The sequence below is a fragment of the Vibrio sp. HI00D65 genome (genome assembly GCF_001635455.1).
In the GTDB taxonomy this organism is placed as follows: Bacteria; Pseudomonadota; Gammaproteobacteria; order Enterobacterales; family Vibrionaceae; genus Vibrio.
In genome coordinates, this window is sequence record NZ_LWEH01000608.1 from 14,211 (window position 1) to 33,941 (window position 19,731).

General features: G+C 43.7%; 17 protein-coding genes and 1 pseudogene. 11 read left to right on the forward strand and 7 right to left on the reverse strand.

Translation table 11 applies throughout. The annotated features are described in order from the left end of the window. The first annotated feature begins 675 nt into the window (after positions 1-675). The 3 genes from A3712_RS24225 to A3712_RS24235 all read left to right on the forward strand — a co-directional run bounded on the left by A3712_RS24225 (position 676) and on the right by A3712_RS24235 (position 4,138). Entirely contained in the window at positions 676-2,739 is a 2,064-nt protein-coding gene (locus tag A3712_RS24225) for a protein-disulfide reductase DsbD family protein (RefSeq protein WP_063525269.1), read from the forward strand. A 3-nt stretch (positions 2,740-2,742) separates the two neighbouring features. Beyond that, positions 2,743-3,312 (forward strand): protein disulfide oxidoreductase, encoded by a 570-nt coding sequence (locus tag A3712_RS24230; protein ID WP_063525270.1) that lies wholly within the window; start codon positions 2,743-2,745, stop codon positions 3,310-3,312. A 106-nt stretch (positions 3,313-3,418) separates the two neighbouring features. After that, a complete protein-coding gene (locus A3712_RS24235) occupies positions 3,419-4,138 on the forward strand; it encodes a DsbA family protein (protein WP_004737782.1) in 720 nt (239 codons plus the stop codon). Between the two features lie 327 nt (positions 4,139-4,465). Here the strand turns inward: A3712_RS24235 and A3712_RS24240 are convergent, their stop codons facing one another. After that, positions 4,466-5,485, reverse strand: coding sequence for a succinylglutamate desuccinylase/aspartoacylase family protein (locus A3712_RS24240; protein WP_004737781.1), 1,020 nt, complete (start codon positions 5,483-5,485; stop codon positions 4,466-4,468). Between the two features lie 376 nt (positions 5,486-5,861). On the opposite strand from A3712_RS24240, the gene A3712_RS24245 reads away from it, so the two are divergent. The 3 genes from A3712_RS24245 (at position 5,862) to A3712_RS24255 (ending at position 8,587) form a co-directional block, all read left to right on the forward strand. Next, a complete protein-coding gene (locus A3712_RS24245) occupies positions 5,862-6,854 on the forward strand; it encodes a porin (RefSeq protein WP_063525271.1) in 993 nt (330 codons plus the stop codon). Between the two features lie 155 nt (positions 6,855-7,009). Next, positions 7,010-7,900 (forward strand): DMT family transporter, encoded by an 891-nt coding sequence (locus tag A3712_RS24250; protein ID WP_063525272.1) that lies wholly within the window; start codon positions 7,010-7,012, stop codon positions 7,898-7,900. A 69-nt stretch (positions 7,901-7,969) separates the two neighbouring features. Next, on the forward strand, positions 7,970-8,587 hold the full coding sequence (locus A3712_RS24255; protein ID WP_063525273.1) for a glutaredoxin domain-containing protein: 618 nt from the start codon (positions 7,970-7,972) through the stop codon (positions 8,585-8,587). Between the two features lie 146 nt (positions 8,588-8,733). On the opposite strand, the gene A3712_RS28660 is transcribed toward A3712_RS24255, so the two are convergent. The 3 genes from A3712_RS28660 to A3712_RS24265 all read right to left on the reverse strand — a co-directional run bounded on the left by A3712_RS28660 (position 8,734) and on the right by A3712_RS24265 (position 10,760). Beyond that, positions 8,734-8,868, reverse strand: coding sequence for a hypothetical protein (locus tag A3712_RS28660; RefSeq protein WP_269451442.1), 135 nt, complete (start codon positions 8,866-8,868; stop codon positions 8,734-8,736). Between the two features lie 238 nt (positions 8,869-9,106). After that, on the reverse strand, positions 9,107-9,457 hold the full coding sequence (locus A3712_RS24260) for a hypothetical protein (protein ID WP_063525274.1): 351 nt from the start codon (positions 9,455-9,457) through the stop codon (positions 9,107-9,109). A gap of 97 nt (positions 9,458-9,554) precedes the next feature. Further along, on the reverse strand, positions 9,555-10,760 hold the full coding sequence (locus A3712_RS24265) for a multidrug effflux MFS transporter (RefSeq protein WP_063525275.1): 1,206 nt from the start codon (positions 10,758-10,760) through the stop codon (positions 9,555-9,557). A gap of 107 nt (positions 10,761-10,867) precedes the next feature. On the opposite strand from A3712_RS24265, the gene A3712_RS24270 reads away from it, so the two are divergent. Both A3712_RS24270 and A3712_RS24275 read left to right on the forward strand, forming a co-directional pair. Further along, positions 10,868-11,764, forward strand: coding sequence for a LysR family transcriptional regulator (locus A3712_RS24270; RefSeq protein WP_063525276.1), 897 nt, complete (start codon positions 10,868-10,870; stop codon positions 11,762-11,764). A gap of 105 nt (positions 11,765-11,869) precedes the next feature. Further along, positions 11,870-13,714 carry a putative bifunctional diguanylate cyclase/phosphodiesterase gene (locus A3712_RS24275; RefSeq protein WP_063525277.1) on the forward strand — a complete coding sequence of 615 codons (1,845 nt, stop codon included), beginning with the start codon at positions 11,870-11,872 and terminating at the stop codon, positions 13,712-13,714. Positions 13,715-13,861: 147 nt separating this feature from the next. Here the strand turns inward: A3712_RS24275 and A3712_RS24280 are convergent, their stop codons facing one another. The 3 genes from A3712_RS24280 to A3712_RS24290 form a co-directional block, all read right to left on the reverse strand. Next, on the reverse strand, positions 13,862-15,154 hold the full coding sequence (locus tag A3712_RS24280) for a peptidoglycan DD-metalloendopeptidase family protein (protein ID WP_063525278.1): 1,293 nt from the start codon (positions 15,152-15,154) through the stop codon (positions 13,862-13,864). A gap of 345 nt (positions 15,155-15,499) precedes the next feature. Continuing rightward, complete coding sequence (locus A3712_RS24285) at positions 15,500-15,799, reverse strand: isoamylase early set domain-containing protein (RefSeq protein ID WP_063525279.1); 300 nt, start codon at positions 15,797-15,799, stop codon at positions 15,500-15,502. A 126-nt stretch (positions 15,800-15,925) separates the two neighbouring features. After that, complete coding sequence (locus tag A3712_RS24290) at positions 15,926-16,576, reverse strand: hypothetical protein (RefSeq protein WP_063525280.1); 651 nt, start codon at positions 16,574-16,576, stop codon at positions 15,926-15,928. A 32-nt stretch (positions 16,577-16,608) separates the two neighbouring features. On the opposite strand from A3712_RS24290, the gene A3712_RS24295 reads away from it, so the two are divergent. The 3 genes and pseudogenes from A3712_RS24295 to A3712_RS24305 all read left to right on the forward strand — a co-directional run bounded on the left by A3712_RS24295 (position 16,609) and on the right by A3712_RS24305 (position 19,322). Then, entirely contained in the window at positions 16,609-17,091 is a 483-nt protein-coding gene (locus A3712_RS24295; RefSeq protein WP_171367743.1) for a GFA family protein, read from the forward strand. Between the two features lie 150 nt (positions 17,092-17,241). After that, positions 17,242-17,723, forward strand: a pseudogene (locus A3712_RS24300) (DUF1275 family protein). Between the two features lie 228 nt (positions 17,724-17,951). Continuing rightward, complete coding sequence (locus A3712_RS24305) at positions 17,952-19,322, forward strand: YjiH family protein (RefSeq protein ID WP_063525282.1); 1,371 nt, start codon at positions 17,952-17,954, stop codon at positions 19,320-19,322. Positions 19,323-19,731: the final 409 nt, after the last annotated feature.

Consider the following 19,731-nt stretch of genomic DNA (forward strand, 5'->3'; position numbering starts at 1 on the left):
GCTAGCCGCCGTGAAACGAGCTGTTTGATTACTCCGTGAGTAAACATAACTCGTCAACTTAAAGACCAAGACCCGATACTAACTGACTCTATTACTGATTGATTTGCTAAGCACACCTAGTTTCTTTTTAACTCCACAAAACCGCCAACAAAAGCAATCGCTTTGGGCGCTTTTCCTTACCGGACTGGTTATCATAACTTGTCTGGCGAGCACGCTCTCTGCAAATAAAGTTACGTTTTCCAACTATTCTATTAGTCAATCAACGCGTCTTGGTACTGAAAGCAGTGATCCGCAAGCCTCTATGGCTTCGTCTGAAAAAATGTCTGAGCTTTATTCCAGCGTATTCGGATCAAAAGCATCTAAATCACTGTCTGCGCCAACTTCTAGTGCCTGTGACCTGAGCTCTAAAATGCTCACCTTCGCGACACCTAAAACTGGCTGGCTGATCCCTTTTATTCTTCTGATCGCTGTAGCATTCAGCCTTCCACCTCACATATCGAGATTATCCAGAGACAATCATCGCTCTGCTCGACCAACAAAGCACCGCTTACACTTAAAGCACTGTATATTTAGAGAATAAATAACCGGGCCATTACACCCTTTTATTTATTTTTTGGAGATACATTTGTGTACAACACACTTCTAACTAAGTTTGCCGATTGTTTGGCATTCTGCATGCGTACATGCGCGAAAACTATAGTCACTGCCCTACTGGTAATGACGTCATTTACAGCTCTGGCACAAACGACCGGCTGGCTGAGTGTGCCTGAGCACCCGCCTGTAAAGATGCGAATGATGTCGACTGGGGAACAATCCGATGACGGCTCTCAAATTCAGACCGTACTCGATGTCGTGCTCGATGGAGACTGGAAAACCTATTGGCGTAGCCCTGGTGAAGGAGGCATCCCGCCAAGCTGGGACTGGTCTGGCTCCACCAACATCGAATCAGTTGAGTGGCATTGGCCGATCCCTAAATATTACGAGCAGCTAGATGTAATGACATTGGGCTATAAAAAGCATGTCAGTTTCCCAGTTACGCTCACATTGAAAGACAACACCAAGCCTGCAATATTTAAGGCGTCTTTCACCTTTCCGTCATGTACCAATATCTGTGTTTTAACCGATTACGACATTGAATTGCCGATTGATCCACAAACATTGGAGCTCGATGAGAAAGCCATGTTTTTGTTCAATCAGGGCATGAGTCAGTCTCCACGCGAAGCTAATCGAACTTCTGTGAATGGCCTTTACTGGGACAAAAGCAAACAACAATTAGTAACTCAGCTGACGAGTAAAGATGGCTGGGATAAACCTATGGTACTGATTGACGGCGAAGAAGTAATCGACGACTTCTTCTCTCAGCCTACCGTTCATATTACCGACAATACAATGACCGCTGTGTTTGACGTGAGCAACTGGATTGGTGAAGTCGATCTAACCGATCGCACGGTAAGTGTCACTGTCTCAGATACCAACTTTGCTGAAGAGATGACAGCTAAAGTAGGCTCAGAGTCAATCGCTTATCAAGAGAGCAACAACGGCTTTATTGCGATGATCGGTTTCGCCTTAATTGGTGGTTTAATCCTCAATATCATGCCATGTGTGTTACCCGTATTAGGAATGAAACTAAACAGCATCATTCAAAATCAAGGTGCCTCTCATCGTCATATCCGACTTTCGTTCCTGGCTTCTGCTGCAGGTGTGATTACTTCATTTGCACTGCTAGCGCTTGGCATGACACTTCTAAAAGTAGGTGGCAATGCGATAGGCTGGGGAATCCAATTCCAGAACGTTTGGTTTATCGGTTTCATGCTGATCATCACCTTGCTGTTCTCAATTAACCTATTGGGTTTATTTGAGTTCCGACTGCCTTCAGGTTTAAACACCTGGATGGCGACCAAAGGTGACGATTCACATTCGGGTCACTTCGTTCAAGGTATGTTTGCCACACTCTTAGCAACACCGTGTAGCGCGCCATTCCTTGGCACAGCCGTAGCTTATGCACTTGGGGCAAGCTACCAAGAACTATGGGCCATCTTCATTGCACTTGGCATTGGTATGAGTGCGCCTTGGCTAATCTTTGCGCTGTTCCCAAGCCTAACCAAATTGCTGCCGAAACCGGGCGCGTGGATGTTCAAAGTTAAGTTGGTATTTGGCTTAATGATGTTCATCACCAGCTTATGGTTAACAAGCTTACTGACACCATTCATCGGTAAGTTCCCGACCATCCTGCTGTCTCTGTTTATTGTTGTTTCGGTATTGATTTGGATTGGCATGAAACTAGGTCGAAAGGTGCTGATTCCTATCATGGCTACCACGACTCTAACGTTTGGTGCTGCGCTTATCATCGGTAGCGTGACCGCTGATAACTGGGCGACCCCGATTGTCGATGACCTACCTTGGGAGAAGTTAGATGCTAAACAAATTCCTCAGTTAGTTGAGGAAGGAAAAACGGTCTTTGTCGATGTGACAGCTGAGTGGTGTATCACCTGTAAAGCAAACAAGATCGGTGTGATTCTCCAAGACCCAGTGTACAGCCACCTGCAGCAAGAAGACATTGTTTTAATGAAGGGCGATTGGACAACACCAAGCGAAAGCGTCACCCAATACCTGCAAAGTAATGGGCGATTCGGTGTTCCATTTAACATCGTTTACGGCCCAAGCTACAAACAAGGCATCCCTCTACCCGTGATTTTAGACAGCGACACGGTTGTTCAAGCTATCGATGCAGCGAGGTAATCAATGAAGACTCCCAACGCTAAAGATACAACTGGCACAACGGAAAGTGGCGATGCAAAGCACGAAGTGAAAAAGCAGAGCCGTCTTAAGAAGTGGGGAAAAGAGCTCATCTCAATGATCTTGATCGTAGGCGTTGTCTCTTTTGCCATGGATTTTTATCACAGTAGAAACATGCCTCAAGGAGATGCCATTCCAATCGTGGGTCAATCGATCCAAGGTGAAGATATTGACGTTATTGAGCTCAGTAAAAATGGCAAACCAGTGATTGTCTACTTTTGGGCTACCTGGTGTGGTGCTTGCAAACTAGTGAGCCCGACCGTGAATAGCTTCAGCGATTCACATCAAGTCGTCTCTGTTGCTTTGTCCTCCGGGTCAGATGAACGAGTACAACGTTTCATGAATGCCAAAGAGTATGATTTCCCTGTGATCAATGATCTTTCTGGTTCGATCAGCAGAAGTTGGGGCATCAATGTCACACCAAGTATTGTCATCATCAAAGATGGAAAGATAAGCAGTATCGCAACGGGCGTTACTTCTCCAATCGGACTTTGGCTAAGAACTTACTTTGCATAATATATCTGCAAAATAGATCGTTAGGTCAATTTAAACCAACTAAAGAACATTAGCGCGAGCGCAACTCAATTGGCGCTCGCCATTACAAGAATTTGAGATTAATAACATGAAAAAACTTCTAATTAGCACACTGATTTTAGGCTCAATGATGAGCGCAAGCGCTTTCGCAGAACTAAACAAAGAGCAAGTACAGCAACTTGAGGAGATCAACCAATTCCTCAAAGAGAACCCTTCCACAATTTCAGGGTTACATACCAGCTTAGAGCAGTATGTTGCAGGGCAAGCGCAAGCAAAGAAAGCTCAAGCAGAGAGCCATGATTGGCTGTACAACAACGATGCTCATCCCATTACCGGAAACCCTGATGGTAAGTCGGTGATCATTAACTTCACTGATTACAACTGCCCATTCTGTAAGCGTTTAGAAAAAGGCTTGGTTCAACTAGCCTCAGAAGACAGTGATATTAAGATCATCAATGTTTACCTGTCGTTCAAACAGCAACAAGTAAGCGGCCTTGATACCAATGCGGCGTTATATGCGATGAAAGTTTGGAAGGATAAGCCAGAAGCATTCCCAGAAGTCGACAGATTACTGATGGCGAAAAGTGGTATTCACACCAAATCATCATTGCAAGCAGTCGCGAAGAAAACAGGAACAGAAGCACAATTAGAAACGACGCCGGACCAAAGTCAAACACTGCTAACCAACCACCAAACGTTTAGTGCACTCGGTTTAACAGGCACACCAACACTGATGATGAATGGGAAAATATTACCAGGGTATGTTCCTTACGATCGCTTGAAAGAGATCGTGGATGAAGCGTTTTAATCTCGCTAATAAGTAAAGGCAAAGCCACCCAGTAAAAACCAAAAGCCTATTTGTTTAGTTCACAGTAGGTTTTTTGTTTACCAGTATTTTCACTGCGGTTTGAAGTCATGACTGTAAGGTCATCATTTTGCAATAGAAAAACACTCTAAGTGTCACCACTACGCAATGGGCTCTTAATCTAACCTCGGTAGCTTAAAAACAGTTCTGTCGAGAGTGCGAAGACGTGTTAACTCTAGACAACTGTCCTTTGACCGAGCTTAGCTCGGTCTTTTTTTGAGTGTTTCAAAGGTGATAGAGCAAGTGCCTAAAGGTGAAACTCGATAGTACTTAACTCAATAAACGACATACAAGCGCACCAGGCTCTCTCAACGCATCCACGTTGTAACTGAGAACGCGCCCCGCCGATGGCGCATGATAGCGGCGGCACTCATTGCCAAACGCATCATATTGAACAGCCAACAAGTCTTCCTTTTCTACACTTTGTAGAAGTTCAACTTGAGGAAGGACAAATCCGCCAATATCAGCACGAATCGACACCACGTTGTTGCCTTCAACCCAATCCATTCCAGGTAATTGCTTATTTTCGAGGTCAGATGCTTGAGCAGATTCAAACATGTCATAGTAAGAGAGCATATTAAAAACGCCGTTTACAGCTCTTTGAATCATATCCGGTTGAGTGAATTTACCCATCCCTACTTCGACCGTAATACTTGGGATTCCACTTCGATTCCAAACCGTTTCTAGAATACCGGGATCGCCGGGATCATTGAGCACGCAGTCCGGTCGCATCAGTCTTGCCATTTCTAAACATTGATCAATTCTGTAATCCGCGAACACATACAGCGGGTATACCGCACCACGAGTCTGGGTATGTAAGTCGACGGCAAAAGTAGCATTGTGCTTGAGTAAGCGTTCCCATAAAGAAGCAACAAAGCGCTCGGCTGCTAAGCCATGCGGGTCTCCAGGGAAAAGTCGATTGAGGTTCGCGGGGCAAGAACCAGGGTCCGAAGAGATGAAGTCTCGGCTATGGTTTAGTAAACCTGACAGATTCACCGTTGGTACAACGGTCACGGTTCCTTTTAGCTCTTTCCCCACTAAGTCTCGGATAATTTGTTGTGCAGCTAACACGCCATTTAGCTCGTCGCCGTGGATACCAGCGGTGATCATCAACTTAGGTCCATCTTGGCTACCTTTAAAAACAGAGACAGGCATATTTTTTGGTTGTCCTAACCCATCACTGGTGACTTGAAACCAAAACTGATGCTCTCCAATCGGCAAGTCTTTAACATTCAAAGAGCCAATAACCTGCCTACCTTGTAAAACATCCCCTAAGTACTCTGTTCTCATCCAACTTCTCCATGCTTTTGAACAAAATCTATTCTGTTGCCAGTTTTTGCATCATAGAGGATATCGTAATCAGTACAAGCAGTTAATCAGTCCAAGAGACGCTACTCGCTTGCTCTCCCTTCCCACTTCCTCAATTTATCTTTCAGATTGAGACCAACCCGGTGACTACTCTCCAATTACTTTATTTGGATAACTATTCACTAATCACTCAACCAATTGAAATAAAAGTACAATAAAATCAACACTTAAAAAAGTTCCCTATTCACTGAAATGTAATTTTATAGAAATGAAAGCTTAATTTAGCTGCACTAAATTAGCTTCATATCGAAACGGAGAGCACTTCGCTCACGGATTTTAAAATACAAGGTAAGTGATTATGAAAAAGGCAGTTCTAGCTTCTGCAGTGGTAGCAGCACTAGTTTCAGGTTCATCTCTAGCAGCAACAGTTTACAGCTCTGACGGCACTGAGCTTAAGATTGGTGGTCGTGCGGAATTCCGTGGTGACTTCATTGGTTCTGGTGGTGCTGAAGTTGAAGGTACAATGGAAGATAAGACTCGTTTCCGTTTAAACCTTGGCGGTAAAACAGAACTTACCGATACGGTTACTGCATTCGGTTTCTACGAAGCAGAGCAAAGCACTGGTGATAGCGAGTTTGATAACCGTTACATGTACGCTGGTGTTGATTTCGATGGTCAAGCAGTCTCAGTAGGCCGCCAAGACATGGCTTCAGTCATCGTATCTGACTTTACAGATATCACTGAATTCTCAGGTGTTCAGCAAGTAATCGACGCAGCTTCAGATAAAGAGGATAGCGTATTTGCATACCGCGGTGGCTTTGATGCCCTTCAGTTGGAAGCAACTTACCAAGCAAACAGTGAAAAAGACTCTGATGGTTACGGCATCTCTGGTGTTTATTCATTGCCAATCGGTCTGGATCTTGGTCTTGCATACTCTGGTCAAGATCTAGGAGCAGGTAAAGGAAGCGCAAACCAAATCCTTGCTGGCCTAGCATATTCACTAGATAACCTTTACCTAGCAGCAACTTACTCAACGGGTGACTTAAACGATAAAGCCGTTGGCCCTATCGCTGAGTCATTCACTGCAATGGAATTCTCAGCACAATATAAAATCACTAAGCAGGTTTCTGCTGCAGCAGTATACACATACCAAGAAAAAGAAACGGCAAACGGTTCTACAGCCGACTCTGTTGATGGTATCGAGCTTGTTGGCTACTACAAACTAAACAGCAACTTCCGCACATACCTTTCTTACTATATCAATGGCTTAGATGAAGTGAAAGACGTTACTACAGGACTAACAACTGAAGGTGAAGATACGCTTCGCCTAGGTGTTCGCTACGACTTCTAATCTAAATTTACTTTAGGTAGATACTAAAAAAGTTGGGCAATTGCTCAACTTTTTTCAAGTTCGAATATTCTGACCAACTTCATCAATGCTTTTTTCTGGTTAAGTGGTGCTAAATCCGTATCATAGGCAAATCACATTAAATAATTAGAAACATCATGTCACAACACCATCCGATCCAAGGCGCTAGCTGGATGCTTACTGCAGGCTTAGCCTTTACCGTAATTAACAGCCTGACTCAAATTGCTAGCATTCATTTCGGACTGACTTCTACTACCGTTGCCGTCATTCAATACGCCATCGCTTTATTAGTCATTCTTCCCTACTTGAAAACACTAGGCATTCACCGTGCACTCCAAACCGACAACCTCAAACTGCACGTGTTTCGTGTTTTTTTGTCGGTTATTGGTATCCAGCTTTGGATATGGGCGCTCGCTTACCCTGTGCCAATTTGGCAAGGTATCGCACTGCTGATGACCTCTCCGTTGTTTGCGACCATAGGATCGGGGCTGTTCTTAAAGGAGAAAGTTGGTGCTGCACGTTGGGGAGCAACATTAGCAGGCTTCATTGGTGCGATGATCATTCTTGAGCCATGGGCGGAAGACTTTAGCTGGGCAACCTTATTGCCTGTCGGCGCTGCATTCTTCTGGGCCTGCTACTCGCTGATGGTGAAGAAACTGTCATCACAAGATAGCCCATCAACCATGGTGGTTTATCTACTACTATTGATTACACCTTTCAACATCATGTTAGCCGTGCCTGACTGGCAAACACCAAGTGGCAGTACCATTTGGGGTATTCTGGCTGTAATTGGTGTGTTAACCGCCCTCGCACAATGGGCCATTGTAAAAGCCTACTCAGTGGCTGATGCATCCTTTGTCCAACCGTTTGACCATGCAAAGCTACCTCTAAATGTGCTGGCTGGCTGGCTGGTATTCAGTTGGGTACCGCCAGGTCGTCTATGGTTAGGTGCGGCAATCATTATTGCGTCTGTTGCCTTCATCACTCACTGGGAAACAAAAAAACCAACTAAAACGCGGAAAATTTAGAAGGTTTGAAATAAATAGTTCTGCTGTCCGTTCTATATTGATACGAGAATTTGAAGCGAGGTCGTAACCATGAAGAAACGAATCAAGATTACACTGTACCGTTGGGCAGGCAGCTGGGGTCCATTTAAAGTAAACATCCCATGTGGAGAGTGTACCCTTACCAAAGACATTCTGAAGGACACCTTTGAGAATGAACTGACAGATGTCGATGTCGAACTAGAAGTGAAAGATTGGTTGTCTCACTGGTGGGAGCCTTTAAAACTTGGGGCTTGGCACGCTCCTATCTTAGTTGTGGAAGGTAAGGTAGTCAGCCAAGGTGAAGCGCTTAACCGTGGCGTGCTCGTACAATCGGTAATCCAAGAGTGGACGAAACGAGATAGCCTAAAAGGCAATATTGTTTACGGCAAAGCGACCTGCCCATACTGCGTAAAAGCAAAGAAAATGTTGGATGAAGCGGGTGTCGAGTATACCTACCATGATGTGGTTAAAGACAGTGCAGCTCTATATCGCATGATTCCTGAGGTCAAAGCCTACATCGGTCAAAAAACCCCCGTAACCGTGCCTCAGATCTGGCTTGATGGTAAGTACATCGGCGGGGCTGATAACTTGGAAGCTTGGATGAAAGAAAACGGTTTAGACAGCATTCCAAATAACGTCATCGACTTATCTAACCAATCAACAGGCTAATCTTCCTTAAAGAATTTCAGTCCCCCATTAATGTTTTTTTGTCCATCCACAATAGAACAAAGCGATAAAATCACCTATCGCGCATACGAAAAAGGCCCTAAACTTCAAAGAGTTTAAGGCCTTTTAAAACTCCGTTTGGAAAATGGTTACTTAGCCATTTTCTTCATCATTCGCTTGATGAATGATGCTTTTTTCGGCTTTGACTTGCCGTACATTGCTTCGTGCATCATGTTTTTTGCTGCCGTTTGACCAAGGTATGCGTGGCCTAGTTCGTAGTTCATGCTTATCTCCGCACATAATCAACTTTATTGTGCGCGGATTCTACACTGAAAACGCCTAAGAACAAGATCGACATCACACTTTATTGCAATTCACCAATTTTAATTACAACACACCTTTTATGCGTAAGAACGGCTTGAGATATTCACAAAAAGAGCAGCTCAAGTGAGCTGATCTTTTTGTGAATGTTTTACTTAACAACAGCCGTTTCAAACTATAGCTGCTAGCGACAACAAACGCTTAGCTACGCTTTGGCTGTCGGTAAGTTTTACCAGCAATCTGGTAAGTCTCTTTTTGCTTTAGTTCGAACATTGTTTCAAAGAACCAAGCGGCAAATTTGATCAAGTCATCGCCTTCATTCATAACATGCTCGATGTACTCTTGCTCTTCACCCTGTTCGTTGTCTTGAAGTGTCACGTGATAAATACGCTTTTCACCTTCAACTTCAGCTAGTGCAAATTGACCAGTCAGTGATGCGGCAGCCTCAGCGACTTCAGTATCTTCATTGGATTTCAATAGCTCAAGTGCCTGTGGTAGGCCATCTAGTGCACAGATAGCTTTTACCAGTACTTCAAATTCATTTTGCTGCATGTTTTATTACCTATTAAATGGACGCCGGTATTGTAGAAAACCATCTATCCAAATACAACGTCTTAAAGGCCGCATACACAAACATCAGCACAACACGCTAACTACATTCGACTTCTGTATCGCCAAGCTTCTTTTTTATTCGTGTTGAAGACCACAGCACCGAGCCCATAGCCGCACCAATCACTAAATAGAATACCCCAAGCTGCAGATGGTTCGTCACCCAACTCTCTACCAAATAACCGCCTAATAGACCTGCTAAACACATTTGGATCGAACCAGATAATGCAGAGACAGCACCCGCTTGTTTCTTATGTGGTTCCAACAACATGCTAATAGAGAGAGGGAATGAGATACCCTGTGCAATAGTCAGCCAAGTAAACGCCCATACCAAGTTAAGGATGGTTAATTCATGTGTCAGCAACCAAGCTCCAGACGCTAAGATAATCAAGATTGCAAAGCTCATTAATTGAGGCGTACTAAAGCGACGATTCAGAACATTCAATACCACACTGCCAATCAGCAAGCCCGCCGAAGGCACAATCATTAATGAGCCATACTCCGCAGCTGTCAGCCCCAATTGCTCCTGCATTAAGAATGGGAACAAAGATAACGACACCAAACTTGCCATATAGCTCATCCAGTTGTAACTGGCACTACTCAACACTTGTCGATTCGTTATCAAACTTCCGTAGTTCCTGACGACTTGGCTTACCTGGAAACGACTCTTGCTATAAGGGAGCGTCTCGTGAAGAACAAAATAGCCCAGAGTGAATATCGCGAGTAGATAGAGCAAAACAAACAGGAACACCGCTTCCCAACCAAGGTGGAATGAAATCCAACCACCAAATACAGGGGCTATGATCGGCATGATCGAAGCGGTAATTGAGATGTAAGACAAGGCCTTAGTAAGTTGTGCGCCATCATAACTATCGCGAAGCACGCTACGCCCGAGCACCGAAGCACTACCCGCGCCTAAGCCTTGCAACAAGCGACCAATCTCTAACGCTGTCATGTTGTCAGAAAAGACGACACAAACAACAGTACCAATCAAATAAACACCCTGACCTAACAAGAAGATAGGTCTTCGTCCAACTGCATCTGACATCGGTCCGTAAAATAGTTGAGATAAGCCAAAGCCCACTAAAAATAGTGTAACGAGCAACTGTACATCAACTTGAGTGATGCTTAAGTCAGCAGCAATCAGCGGCAGTGATGGCAGGTAAATACTGACACCCACTTGCCCAGTAGCAATGATCATCATTGCCAACAGTAATGGTGTTTTTTTAAAGGTCGATTGGCTCAAAAAATTTCCTTTTCGTTTGTTATTTGCTCAAAGATGAGTTTACATTCAGAGCCAGCAATTGATAATTAACCAAATTGGAATTTGATTAAGTCTCAACAGGAAATAATATGGATTGGATACTTAACGTAAAAAGTTATGTAAAAGTAGTGGAAGAAGGCAGTTTTAATGGTGCTGCACGTAAGCTTAATACCACCAGCTCGGCGATCAGTAAAAGGGTTAACTGGCTTGAAGAGCGTATCGGAACTCAGCTACTTAAGCGTACAACTCGCTCGATTAGCCAAACAGAAGCAGGCGCACTCTTTTACCAACGAGCCAAAGATCAACTCGATAACTGGCAATCGATCATTGATGAAACCCGCTCGGTTAACCAGACCCCCGCAGGCCTATTAAAAATTGGGGCAACCATCGCGGTTGGGTCTAAATTTCTAGTCCAACACATGGACGATTTCTTAGAAAAGTATCCAGACATAAAAGTACAGCTGATTACCACCACTTCAGGGCAACTGCCTGAACTTGGCTTAGATCTGGTGATAAGTCGCGAGCTCGAGCAACTCAACTCGTTAAGCTTTAAAAAAACACCTTTGTTCGAGCACAAAGCGGGGTTCTACGCAGCTCCAAGCTACTTGGCGAAACATGGCTACCCAAATTGTGAGCAAGATTTGGAGCAACACAATTCGCTGATTTGGGGTGAGCGCCCTACTCGTGAGGTTACGTTAACGAAAGGACAACGAATCACATTGAATGGAAACTTTGCAACAACCAACCCTGAGGCTCTATTTCACGCTGCCAAGCGAGGCATGGGCGTGTTATTGACCATCAAAGCCATGATCAAAGAAGATCTAAAACAAGGGACATTAGTTCCAGTATTGCCAAATATCACCGCTGATGAGGTGATGGTTTACGCTTACTACCCTAAGCTTGATTACTCGCATACACGAACCAAACTGTTTCTGGATCACCTCAAAGATCGGCTAGACAAAGAACGTAGTACTCAGATTTTGTGAAACTAGTCACAAATAAATTTGAAAAAAGATGCAGCGAGGACAATAATAAACAGGACGCATATCACAATTGTACGCGGTGATTCTGGTTAACTATGGATGGTGACTATGACTCAACACACACAGAACGGCGTAATAAACACAGAGCGCATAGGCCGCTTATTGAAGTTGGAAGGTGTCGACCTTCTTGAGTCTGCTGCACTCACCTTGCACCAAATCTTTGATACGCAGTATACCAGCATCATTGGGAAGAAGTATTTTCCTGACCAAATTGTTCCTCTCGTTATCGCGCACTCTGATCATGTTTTACACGATAAGATAAACGCTCGTCATGGGCATATCTACCAGCAGGCCGTTAATCAAAAACACCCGGACTGTTCGTTTGCTCAATATGTTGTTCAATCTCTACCGACATCCGCCTTTCGACAGGAGATCACTTCACAGAACTCTATCGCGATCCCAACTCGTACTCAGAGTGGTGAAGTAATGGGCGTACTGTTTTCCACTTTTACATCACCGCTTAGCCCAACTCAGCAACAAGAGGTCATCAAACATCATCAGCTATTCGCCGATATCATTATCTATACACTAAGGGAGATGTGGTTCAACGACCGTTCTGAGCAACTGGTTAACCAGCTCAGTTATGAAGTTTCACACGACAGCTTAACAGGCTTACTCAACCGTAGCTGCTTGTCAGATACCTTAGAGTCAATCACTCAGCAAAGCGTGACGCCCTTCTCTGTTGCCTTGCTCGATATCAACAGTTTTAAAGCGATCAACGACCAACACGGCAATTATATTGGTGACAAAGTACTACAGTTCGTTGCTGAAACGTTACGCCGCACCTTACCCGAAAACAACCTTACATTCCGTACAGCAGGCAACGAGTTTGCTTTCATTACCTACCACTCCGACCCAATCGCCATTTGTGAACAAATACTAGCGAAGATCAAACAAGGCTATTCAAGCGTCGACATCAAGATCGATTTTGAGGTCTGTATTGGTATTGCCCGCTCAGAAGGAGACAACAAAGATGTCGAGCAGATCATCTTCAACACCAGCTTGGCATTAAAAGAGTGTAAACAAAGCCCCGATACCCACATTCAATGTTATGACACCCATCTAAGATTTCGCTACCAAAGAAAGGCGGAGCTCATTGCCGCACTGCGAAGTGAACTTGAAAACCCTATTTCCAATTACCTAACGCAAAATGGTAATGGCATGTACGTGGTTGCCCAGCCTATTGTTAGCCTGGTGGAAAAACGCTGGGAATACTTTGAAGTGCTGACACGCTGGAAAACCGCTCAACATGGCGATATCTCTCCAGTGGAGTTTATTCAATTAGCAGAAGAGTCTGGATTGATTGTTGAACTGGGTGAGCGCATCATCCAGTTAGTGTGCCGTGCAAAGAAAACGTTAGAGCAAGGGCTAGGCTATAAAATCAAGCTCGGGATAAACTGCTCTGCCCACGAGCTTACCGACTCAAAGCGTTATATCTCTTACCTTACTCGGGCCATTAAGCAACATCACTTTGCAGCAAACGAGTTTGTTATTGAGTTAACCGAGACCGTACTGCTATCACCGACCCAAGAAACGAAAGCCGCACTTAACTACCTCAGAGAGCAAGGTTTTACTATCGCTTTGGACGATTTCGGTACTGGCTACTCCAGTCTGAACTACATTCACAGCTATCCGATCGACTGCATTAAGATTGATGCTACATTCATTCGCAATTTGCTGACCAACTCCACCTCGGAGAGCGTCGTTTGGTTGATTGTCCAACTGGCACATAGACTCGATGTGTCACTAGTGGCTGAGGGTGTCGAGAAACAGGAACAGTTAGAAAAGTTACACGCAATGGGATGCGACAAGATCCAAGGATATTTCTACTCTCCACCAATGAGACCAGAAGCTATTGTCAGCTACGTGACACACTCTGAGCCTCTCGCTTGAGCATGACTAACGCCGAAAAAAGCCCCTAGTTAAGAGAACAAAAAAGCCGTGATGCCTAGCCTTAGAATTCTAAACTAGCCTCACTATCGCGGCTATCTCAGCAGTGTGGTCTTAAACAACTTATTAATGACAACTAAACGTCACTCATTAACTCTTGTTTGATTGCGCTTCTAGTTCTTGCTGTAGCAAGGCATCCGCTTGGTCTCTCGCCGCGATAAACGTTGATTTTTCCTTTTTCGGTACAGAGTCTGCCATTGGAATATTCGCTTTCATCGCATCGACAGGACGACCACGTTCAATCAATTCGTAATGAAGGTGTGCCCCAGTAACTCGACCCGTTTTCCCTGATAATCCAATACGTTGGCCACGAGAAACTGTTTGTCCTTTACGAACCAGAATCTTGCTCAAGTGCAGGTAGCGCGTTTTATACGTACTACCGTGTTGAATCACTACGTAGTTACCTGCATAAGGGTGTTTACGCGTCATGATCACTTTGCCGTCGCCCGTTGCCTGAACTGGCGTACCAATCGGCGTTGCGAAGTCAGTGCCATTATGCGGTGAAATTCGGCCTGTCACAGGGTGCAAACGCTTAGGGTTGAATTGAGAGCTTTGACGCCAGCTGCTGCTTACCGGATAACGTTGGAAAGCACGTTGCAAGCTATCACCGCTCGCATCGTAGTACTGCCCATCAGTATGTAAGTACGCAGAGACAACGCGGTTCTTGTTGATGATCTTAATCGCTTCAATTTCGCGTTTGCCGGTGGCAACACCATCGACAAACTGTGCTTTCTGCAGCACTTCAAACTTATCGCCAGCACGTAGGTCACGGCTAAAGTTCACCTTGTCTTTTAACAAGGTAACAACGTGGTCAATCTCAAGGCCATTTAGACCCAGTTTATTTGCTGATACAGAGAAACTGCCTTGAATGTCACCCACTAAAGGTTTTTGTCTCCACTCACCTGGAATAGAGATGTCTTCAAATTCGTAAGAGCCGTCTTCAAGTAGTCGGTAAACCACTTTGTCAGCAACGCTGAATTGAAGTTCCATTTTGGATAGATCACCTGTCGCCTCATCACGCCAAAAACGGAGCGTATTACCAGGGCGGAGCGTATCAAGTGCAAGGAAGTTTAAGTCGGTTTCCATCACATTCATCATCGATTTGTAAGAGAAACCAAGTTGAGTGAAGATGCTACTTAGGTTGTCACCCGTTTGAATTTGATACTCAAACGTTGGCGGTTCAATAACCATGACAGAAGAAGATGACAAAATAGACTCAATCACGGTTGAATCAGGTAGGTTCAAATCGATCGTTTTCGTCAGATTCGATTGAGATGATTGCAGAGCAAGGCCGATTGCGGCAACAAGTGGCAGACCTAAAATCGCTACTTTTTTTACAGGTGAAAGCTCAGCAAACGGAGAGGAAAATATTTTTGAATACACGGTAAACAGGTCTTTCTACGACATAAAGACATAGGATATGCTTTTCAAACGCATAAATCATCAACGCATTGTCATAATATGACGCGAATCTTACTGGATATACCCAAGTCATTGAGTTGTCGAGGCTGGAACAAGGCATCCCATTAAATAAAATTAACCGCTAAATTTAAAAATAGAAAAGCAGAAACGGCTAGCCTCTGCTTTATATTGATTTACGTTATTCCGTTTCGATTAATTAATAACCGAAGCGAATTAGTGAGTAATTTCATCAAGCCACGGAGTGGACTTCGAGTAACTCAACCAACTCGCGTTTAGTAAAAAGTGCTTAGTTTCTGGGGGCTACGGTTAAGCGCTTACCGTTGATACCAAGCAGTTATCCTCACCAAACTCATTAGGGATGTAGCGATCGGCATTAGCATCGTTTACCCATTGCTGATCGTCAACAAGGTAACGGAATTGAAACTCGCCACCTTTAGGCAGGCGAGTTTTAAACTTATATACTTTCCCTTTCGCCAACTTTCTCATTGGCGTCGCTTTCCAATCAAGGAAATCTGCAACGATAGACACAGAATTCGCTTCCTGAGCTTCCAGCTCAAAAGTCACTTCAACTTCATCTTTCGTTTTAAAAAAACGTTTATTAATCATTAGCAAGCTCCATTTGTAAAGTAAGCAGACACAAGGCTATGAGTGTCTAAATTTCATTCATCTACGTAAGATAATATGTAAATTAGCTCACATAAACAACAGATCCTTACACTAACAAAAACGTTATTACTTACCAATTGATTGCGTATCAAAAGAAAAGCTCATTAACACCTTTTCAGAGGGCGCTTCTGCAAATGATTGTTCCGCAGAATGCTGAGTAAAGCCGATAAAACCTTCCCCGCTTTGTTTACCTTTTTTTTGAGTGCCCTCCTGTTTAGCGACCTCTAGGGTTTGGATCTCAACACGATCACCGAGGAAGAGTTGATCCACCAGCACCACACGGCTGCGCTGTTGGTCATGCTTAAACAAACCTAGATAATAAAAGACACCGCTACCTTGGTTAGACACCGACATTGGCGCAACAAAAAAGTGAGTTTCTCCCAATTTGGCAGCGAACAGTTTTTGAGTATCAACGGTTACCACTCCGCGCTCCACGCCCGAGTCGTAATGTCCAGAAGCGAGCGATTGATGCTCGTCTACTTCACCAATAAAAGCGTAAGCATTCGTTTCTGGCACTTTGATTGTCCATGGGTTGGTTGTCTTCAAGTCAAATACAGTTTCCACAACCGAGTCGTAACTGACCTGAGAAGACGGAAACTTCGCCAAGATTTCTTCATCACTAAGACTGAAACGGTAAACACCCGCTACGATGACAACCACCAACATCACAATGGGAATGAGTAAAATCAGCGGAATCGGTAAGATTTTCTTTTTCATGAGCCATTTTATTCTTTTGTTTTCATCCTGTTGTGCAGACCATAAAGGGCTTTAGTATAATTATCAATACAGGGCTAATCAGAACTGGAGCACGGATGGATATCAATCATAGTAAAGATAAAAATATCAGAAGTTGCGAATGTCGCTGCGGTGCAGTCAATCTTGTGTGTAGAGGGGAGCCTCAACGAACCTCTGTCTGCCACTGCTATGAATGTCAAAAACGCACCGGCAGTGTGTTTGGTGTACAAGCTCGATTCCTAACGGAACAAATCTCTCTGAGTGGAGAGGTAACCTCATTTTCGCGCATTAGCGATACTGGCAATGAAGTGACCTATCAATTCTGCCCCAAATGTGGCACCACCATGTTGCTACAATCCGTTGCTGCCTCAGATTTTTACATCGTCCCGCTTGGATTGTTTAAAGAACAAGATTTCCCGCTGCCGAGCTTTTCGGTCTACGAAGAGCGCAAACATGGTTGGGTCAAATTTGACCATCAAATGAGTCACTATAATTAGTGTCTGCTATCCCCAAGTATCGTGACAATGCTTGTCGGAATACAAACTGCAATACTGTTGCCTAAGATCAATTATCGATGCTCTACAATGCTAGCGAAACTTTTTGCTAGCGTTACAATCTGCCTCTCTTTTTAACCCTGGGTGAACCCCATGATTTCTAAGCTACCTTGCTGGTTGAATACGGTGCTCTCCTGTTAGCAGGCCTTGCTGGCAGCGTAAATACTATCGGTCTACTTGGTTTCCAACACCAGGCGCTCTCACATATTTCAGGCACAGTCTCTCTACTAGGGAGTAGCTTACTTACGTCTACCTAAGCTTCTTTGCATCTATTAATCGTTATCATGAGCTTTATGTTGGGCGCTGCTTTTAGTGGTTTTTTCATCGAAAACCAAGCACTGAAGCTAGGGATCATGATTGGTACACGCCTAAAAGGTACCCTCTTTGATCGCCGAAAAGCAAAGTTGCTCATGTTCATTGTCGTAGGCTTTCTATTTGGTGACTTAACGGGCGCATGCTTTTTCCAACGTTTTGAGATTTTGGCTCTCGCTTTCCATGCCTCCTTCGCCTTTATTATTGCGTTTAGCTACTGGCTTTATTTGACGTATCGAACAGACACCCCAGTAATTTTATAAAAAACTGGCAATATATCCTCAAATTACGTAACATCCGCAACACTTTATTCTAAACTCTTAATGTATAGCAAAATAACTCGCATGAATATTTAGCGATATTTGATGAATAGTATTGCAAGCAATATTAATACTGGGTAATCTTGCATCCAATAAGAAAATACGGACGTTTAGTGAATAAAAATGCCAAGGAAACGGCTTTTTCACGTGTAGAAATTCGAGAACAATAACATGTCTAACAACACGAATACTGCTCAACCAGAGAAATCTAAAGGCAGTTTCTGGGTTTTCCTAATCCCATCATTAATTGGTTTATTCCTTTTCATGGCTCCAATTAGCTACCAAGGCGATCTCACTATCCCTGTTGCTATCCTAGCCAAGTCAATTCAAGCGGTTTTCGGTGAACACCTAGTCTCTATCATCACTGCGATCATCGCTTTCATGTCTGTAGCTTCAATTTTAAGCACCATTTTCAAGCCTACATTCATTACATCGAATTCGTTTTTGAACAACCTTTTCAACCCTTCTCCACTATGGCTGGCGGTTCGTCTAATTGGTGGTGCCGCTGCATCTATGGCGTTCTTCCAAATTGGCCCTGAGTTTATCTGGGAGGAGAACACCGGCGGCTTAGTATTAGAAGGTCTACTTCCAACACTATTCTCAGTGTTCATTTTTGCTGGCCTGTTACTGCCTCTTCTACTTAACTTTGGTTTACTAGAACTTTTTGGCACACTATTAAGTAAAGTTATGCGCCCTATCTTCAACCTACCTGGTCGTAGTGCTATTGACTGTATGACTTCTTGGTTAGGTGATGGCAGCGTTGGTATCCTACTGACAAGCAAACAGTACGAGAAGAAATTCTACACTCAGCGTGAAGCTGCAGTTGTGGGTACTACCTTCTCAGCAGTATCTATCACGTTCAGCCTTGTAGTTATCGCGCAAGTAGAACTAGAGCACCTGTTCTTGCCGTTCTACGCGGCAATCTGTCTAGCAGGCATCGTGGCAGCGGTAATCATTCCTCGCCTGCCACCTTTGAGCACGAAAAAAGACACTTTTATTGATGGTAGCAAGCCAGAGAAAGATGCAGATGCAATCCCTGCAGGTCACTCAACGTTCTCTTGGGGCCTTGAGCTAGCAGTAAACAAAGCATCACAAGTTAAATCTGTTAAGTCTGTATTTGGAGAAGGCGTTCGTAACGCAGTGGACATGGTATTTGGTGTACTACCTGTAGTTATGGGTCTTGGTACGATGGCGTTGGTCATTGCAGAGTACACTTCTGTGTTCTCATTCCTAGGTCAACCTTTCATTCCGTTCCTCGAGCTATTAGGCGTTCCTGAAGCGGTTGCGGCATCAGAAACCATCGTGGTTGGTTTTGCAGACATGTTCATCCCAGCGATCCTTGCAGCGTCTATTGATAACGAAATGACTCGCTTTGTGATTGCAGCAATGTCGGTAACTCAGTTGATTTACATGTCTGAAGTTGGTGCTCTACTTCTAGGCAGTAAGATCCCTGTAAATATCGCAGAACTATTTATTATCTTTATTCTGCGTACATTAATTACACTTCCTGTTATTGCTGGCGTTGCTCATATAATATTCTAATTTAGATACTGCTTATGTGATTAAACCGTTTAAATTAAAAAGCCCCACTTTGTGGGGCTTTTTAATTGGACAAAATATGGACACCAGGTCACCTTATATTCAGATTCTTAGTTAACAGGCATATCAGTTAATTTCGTATCTTTTCTCTAAGCCCCCTCTTCTATATAAAAAACAAAGTGCATAAAAGTAAAATTAATACATTTTTAATTTCACCTTAAAGTCCGAAACTTCTAACTCCTCAACTCATTGAAGCAATTAATAAAATTAACAATTATGTGATTTAGTGAATTTTGTATTGTTTAGGTTGTTGTGTTTTTGTAGTCTATTTTGTGAATTTACATTCAAGTAAATTGCCATCCTGTCGATATATATAAATACAAAAACACAATTAACTTTAGTCTTCGCAAAG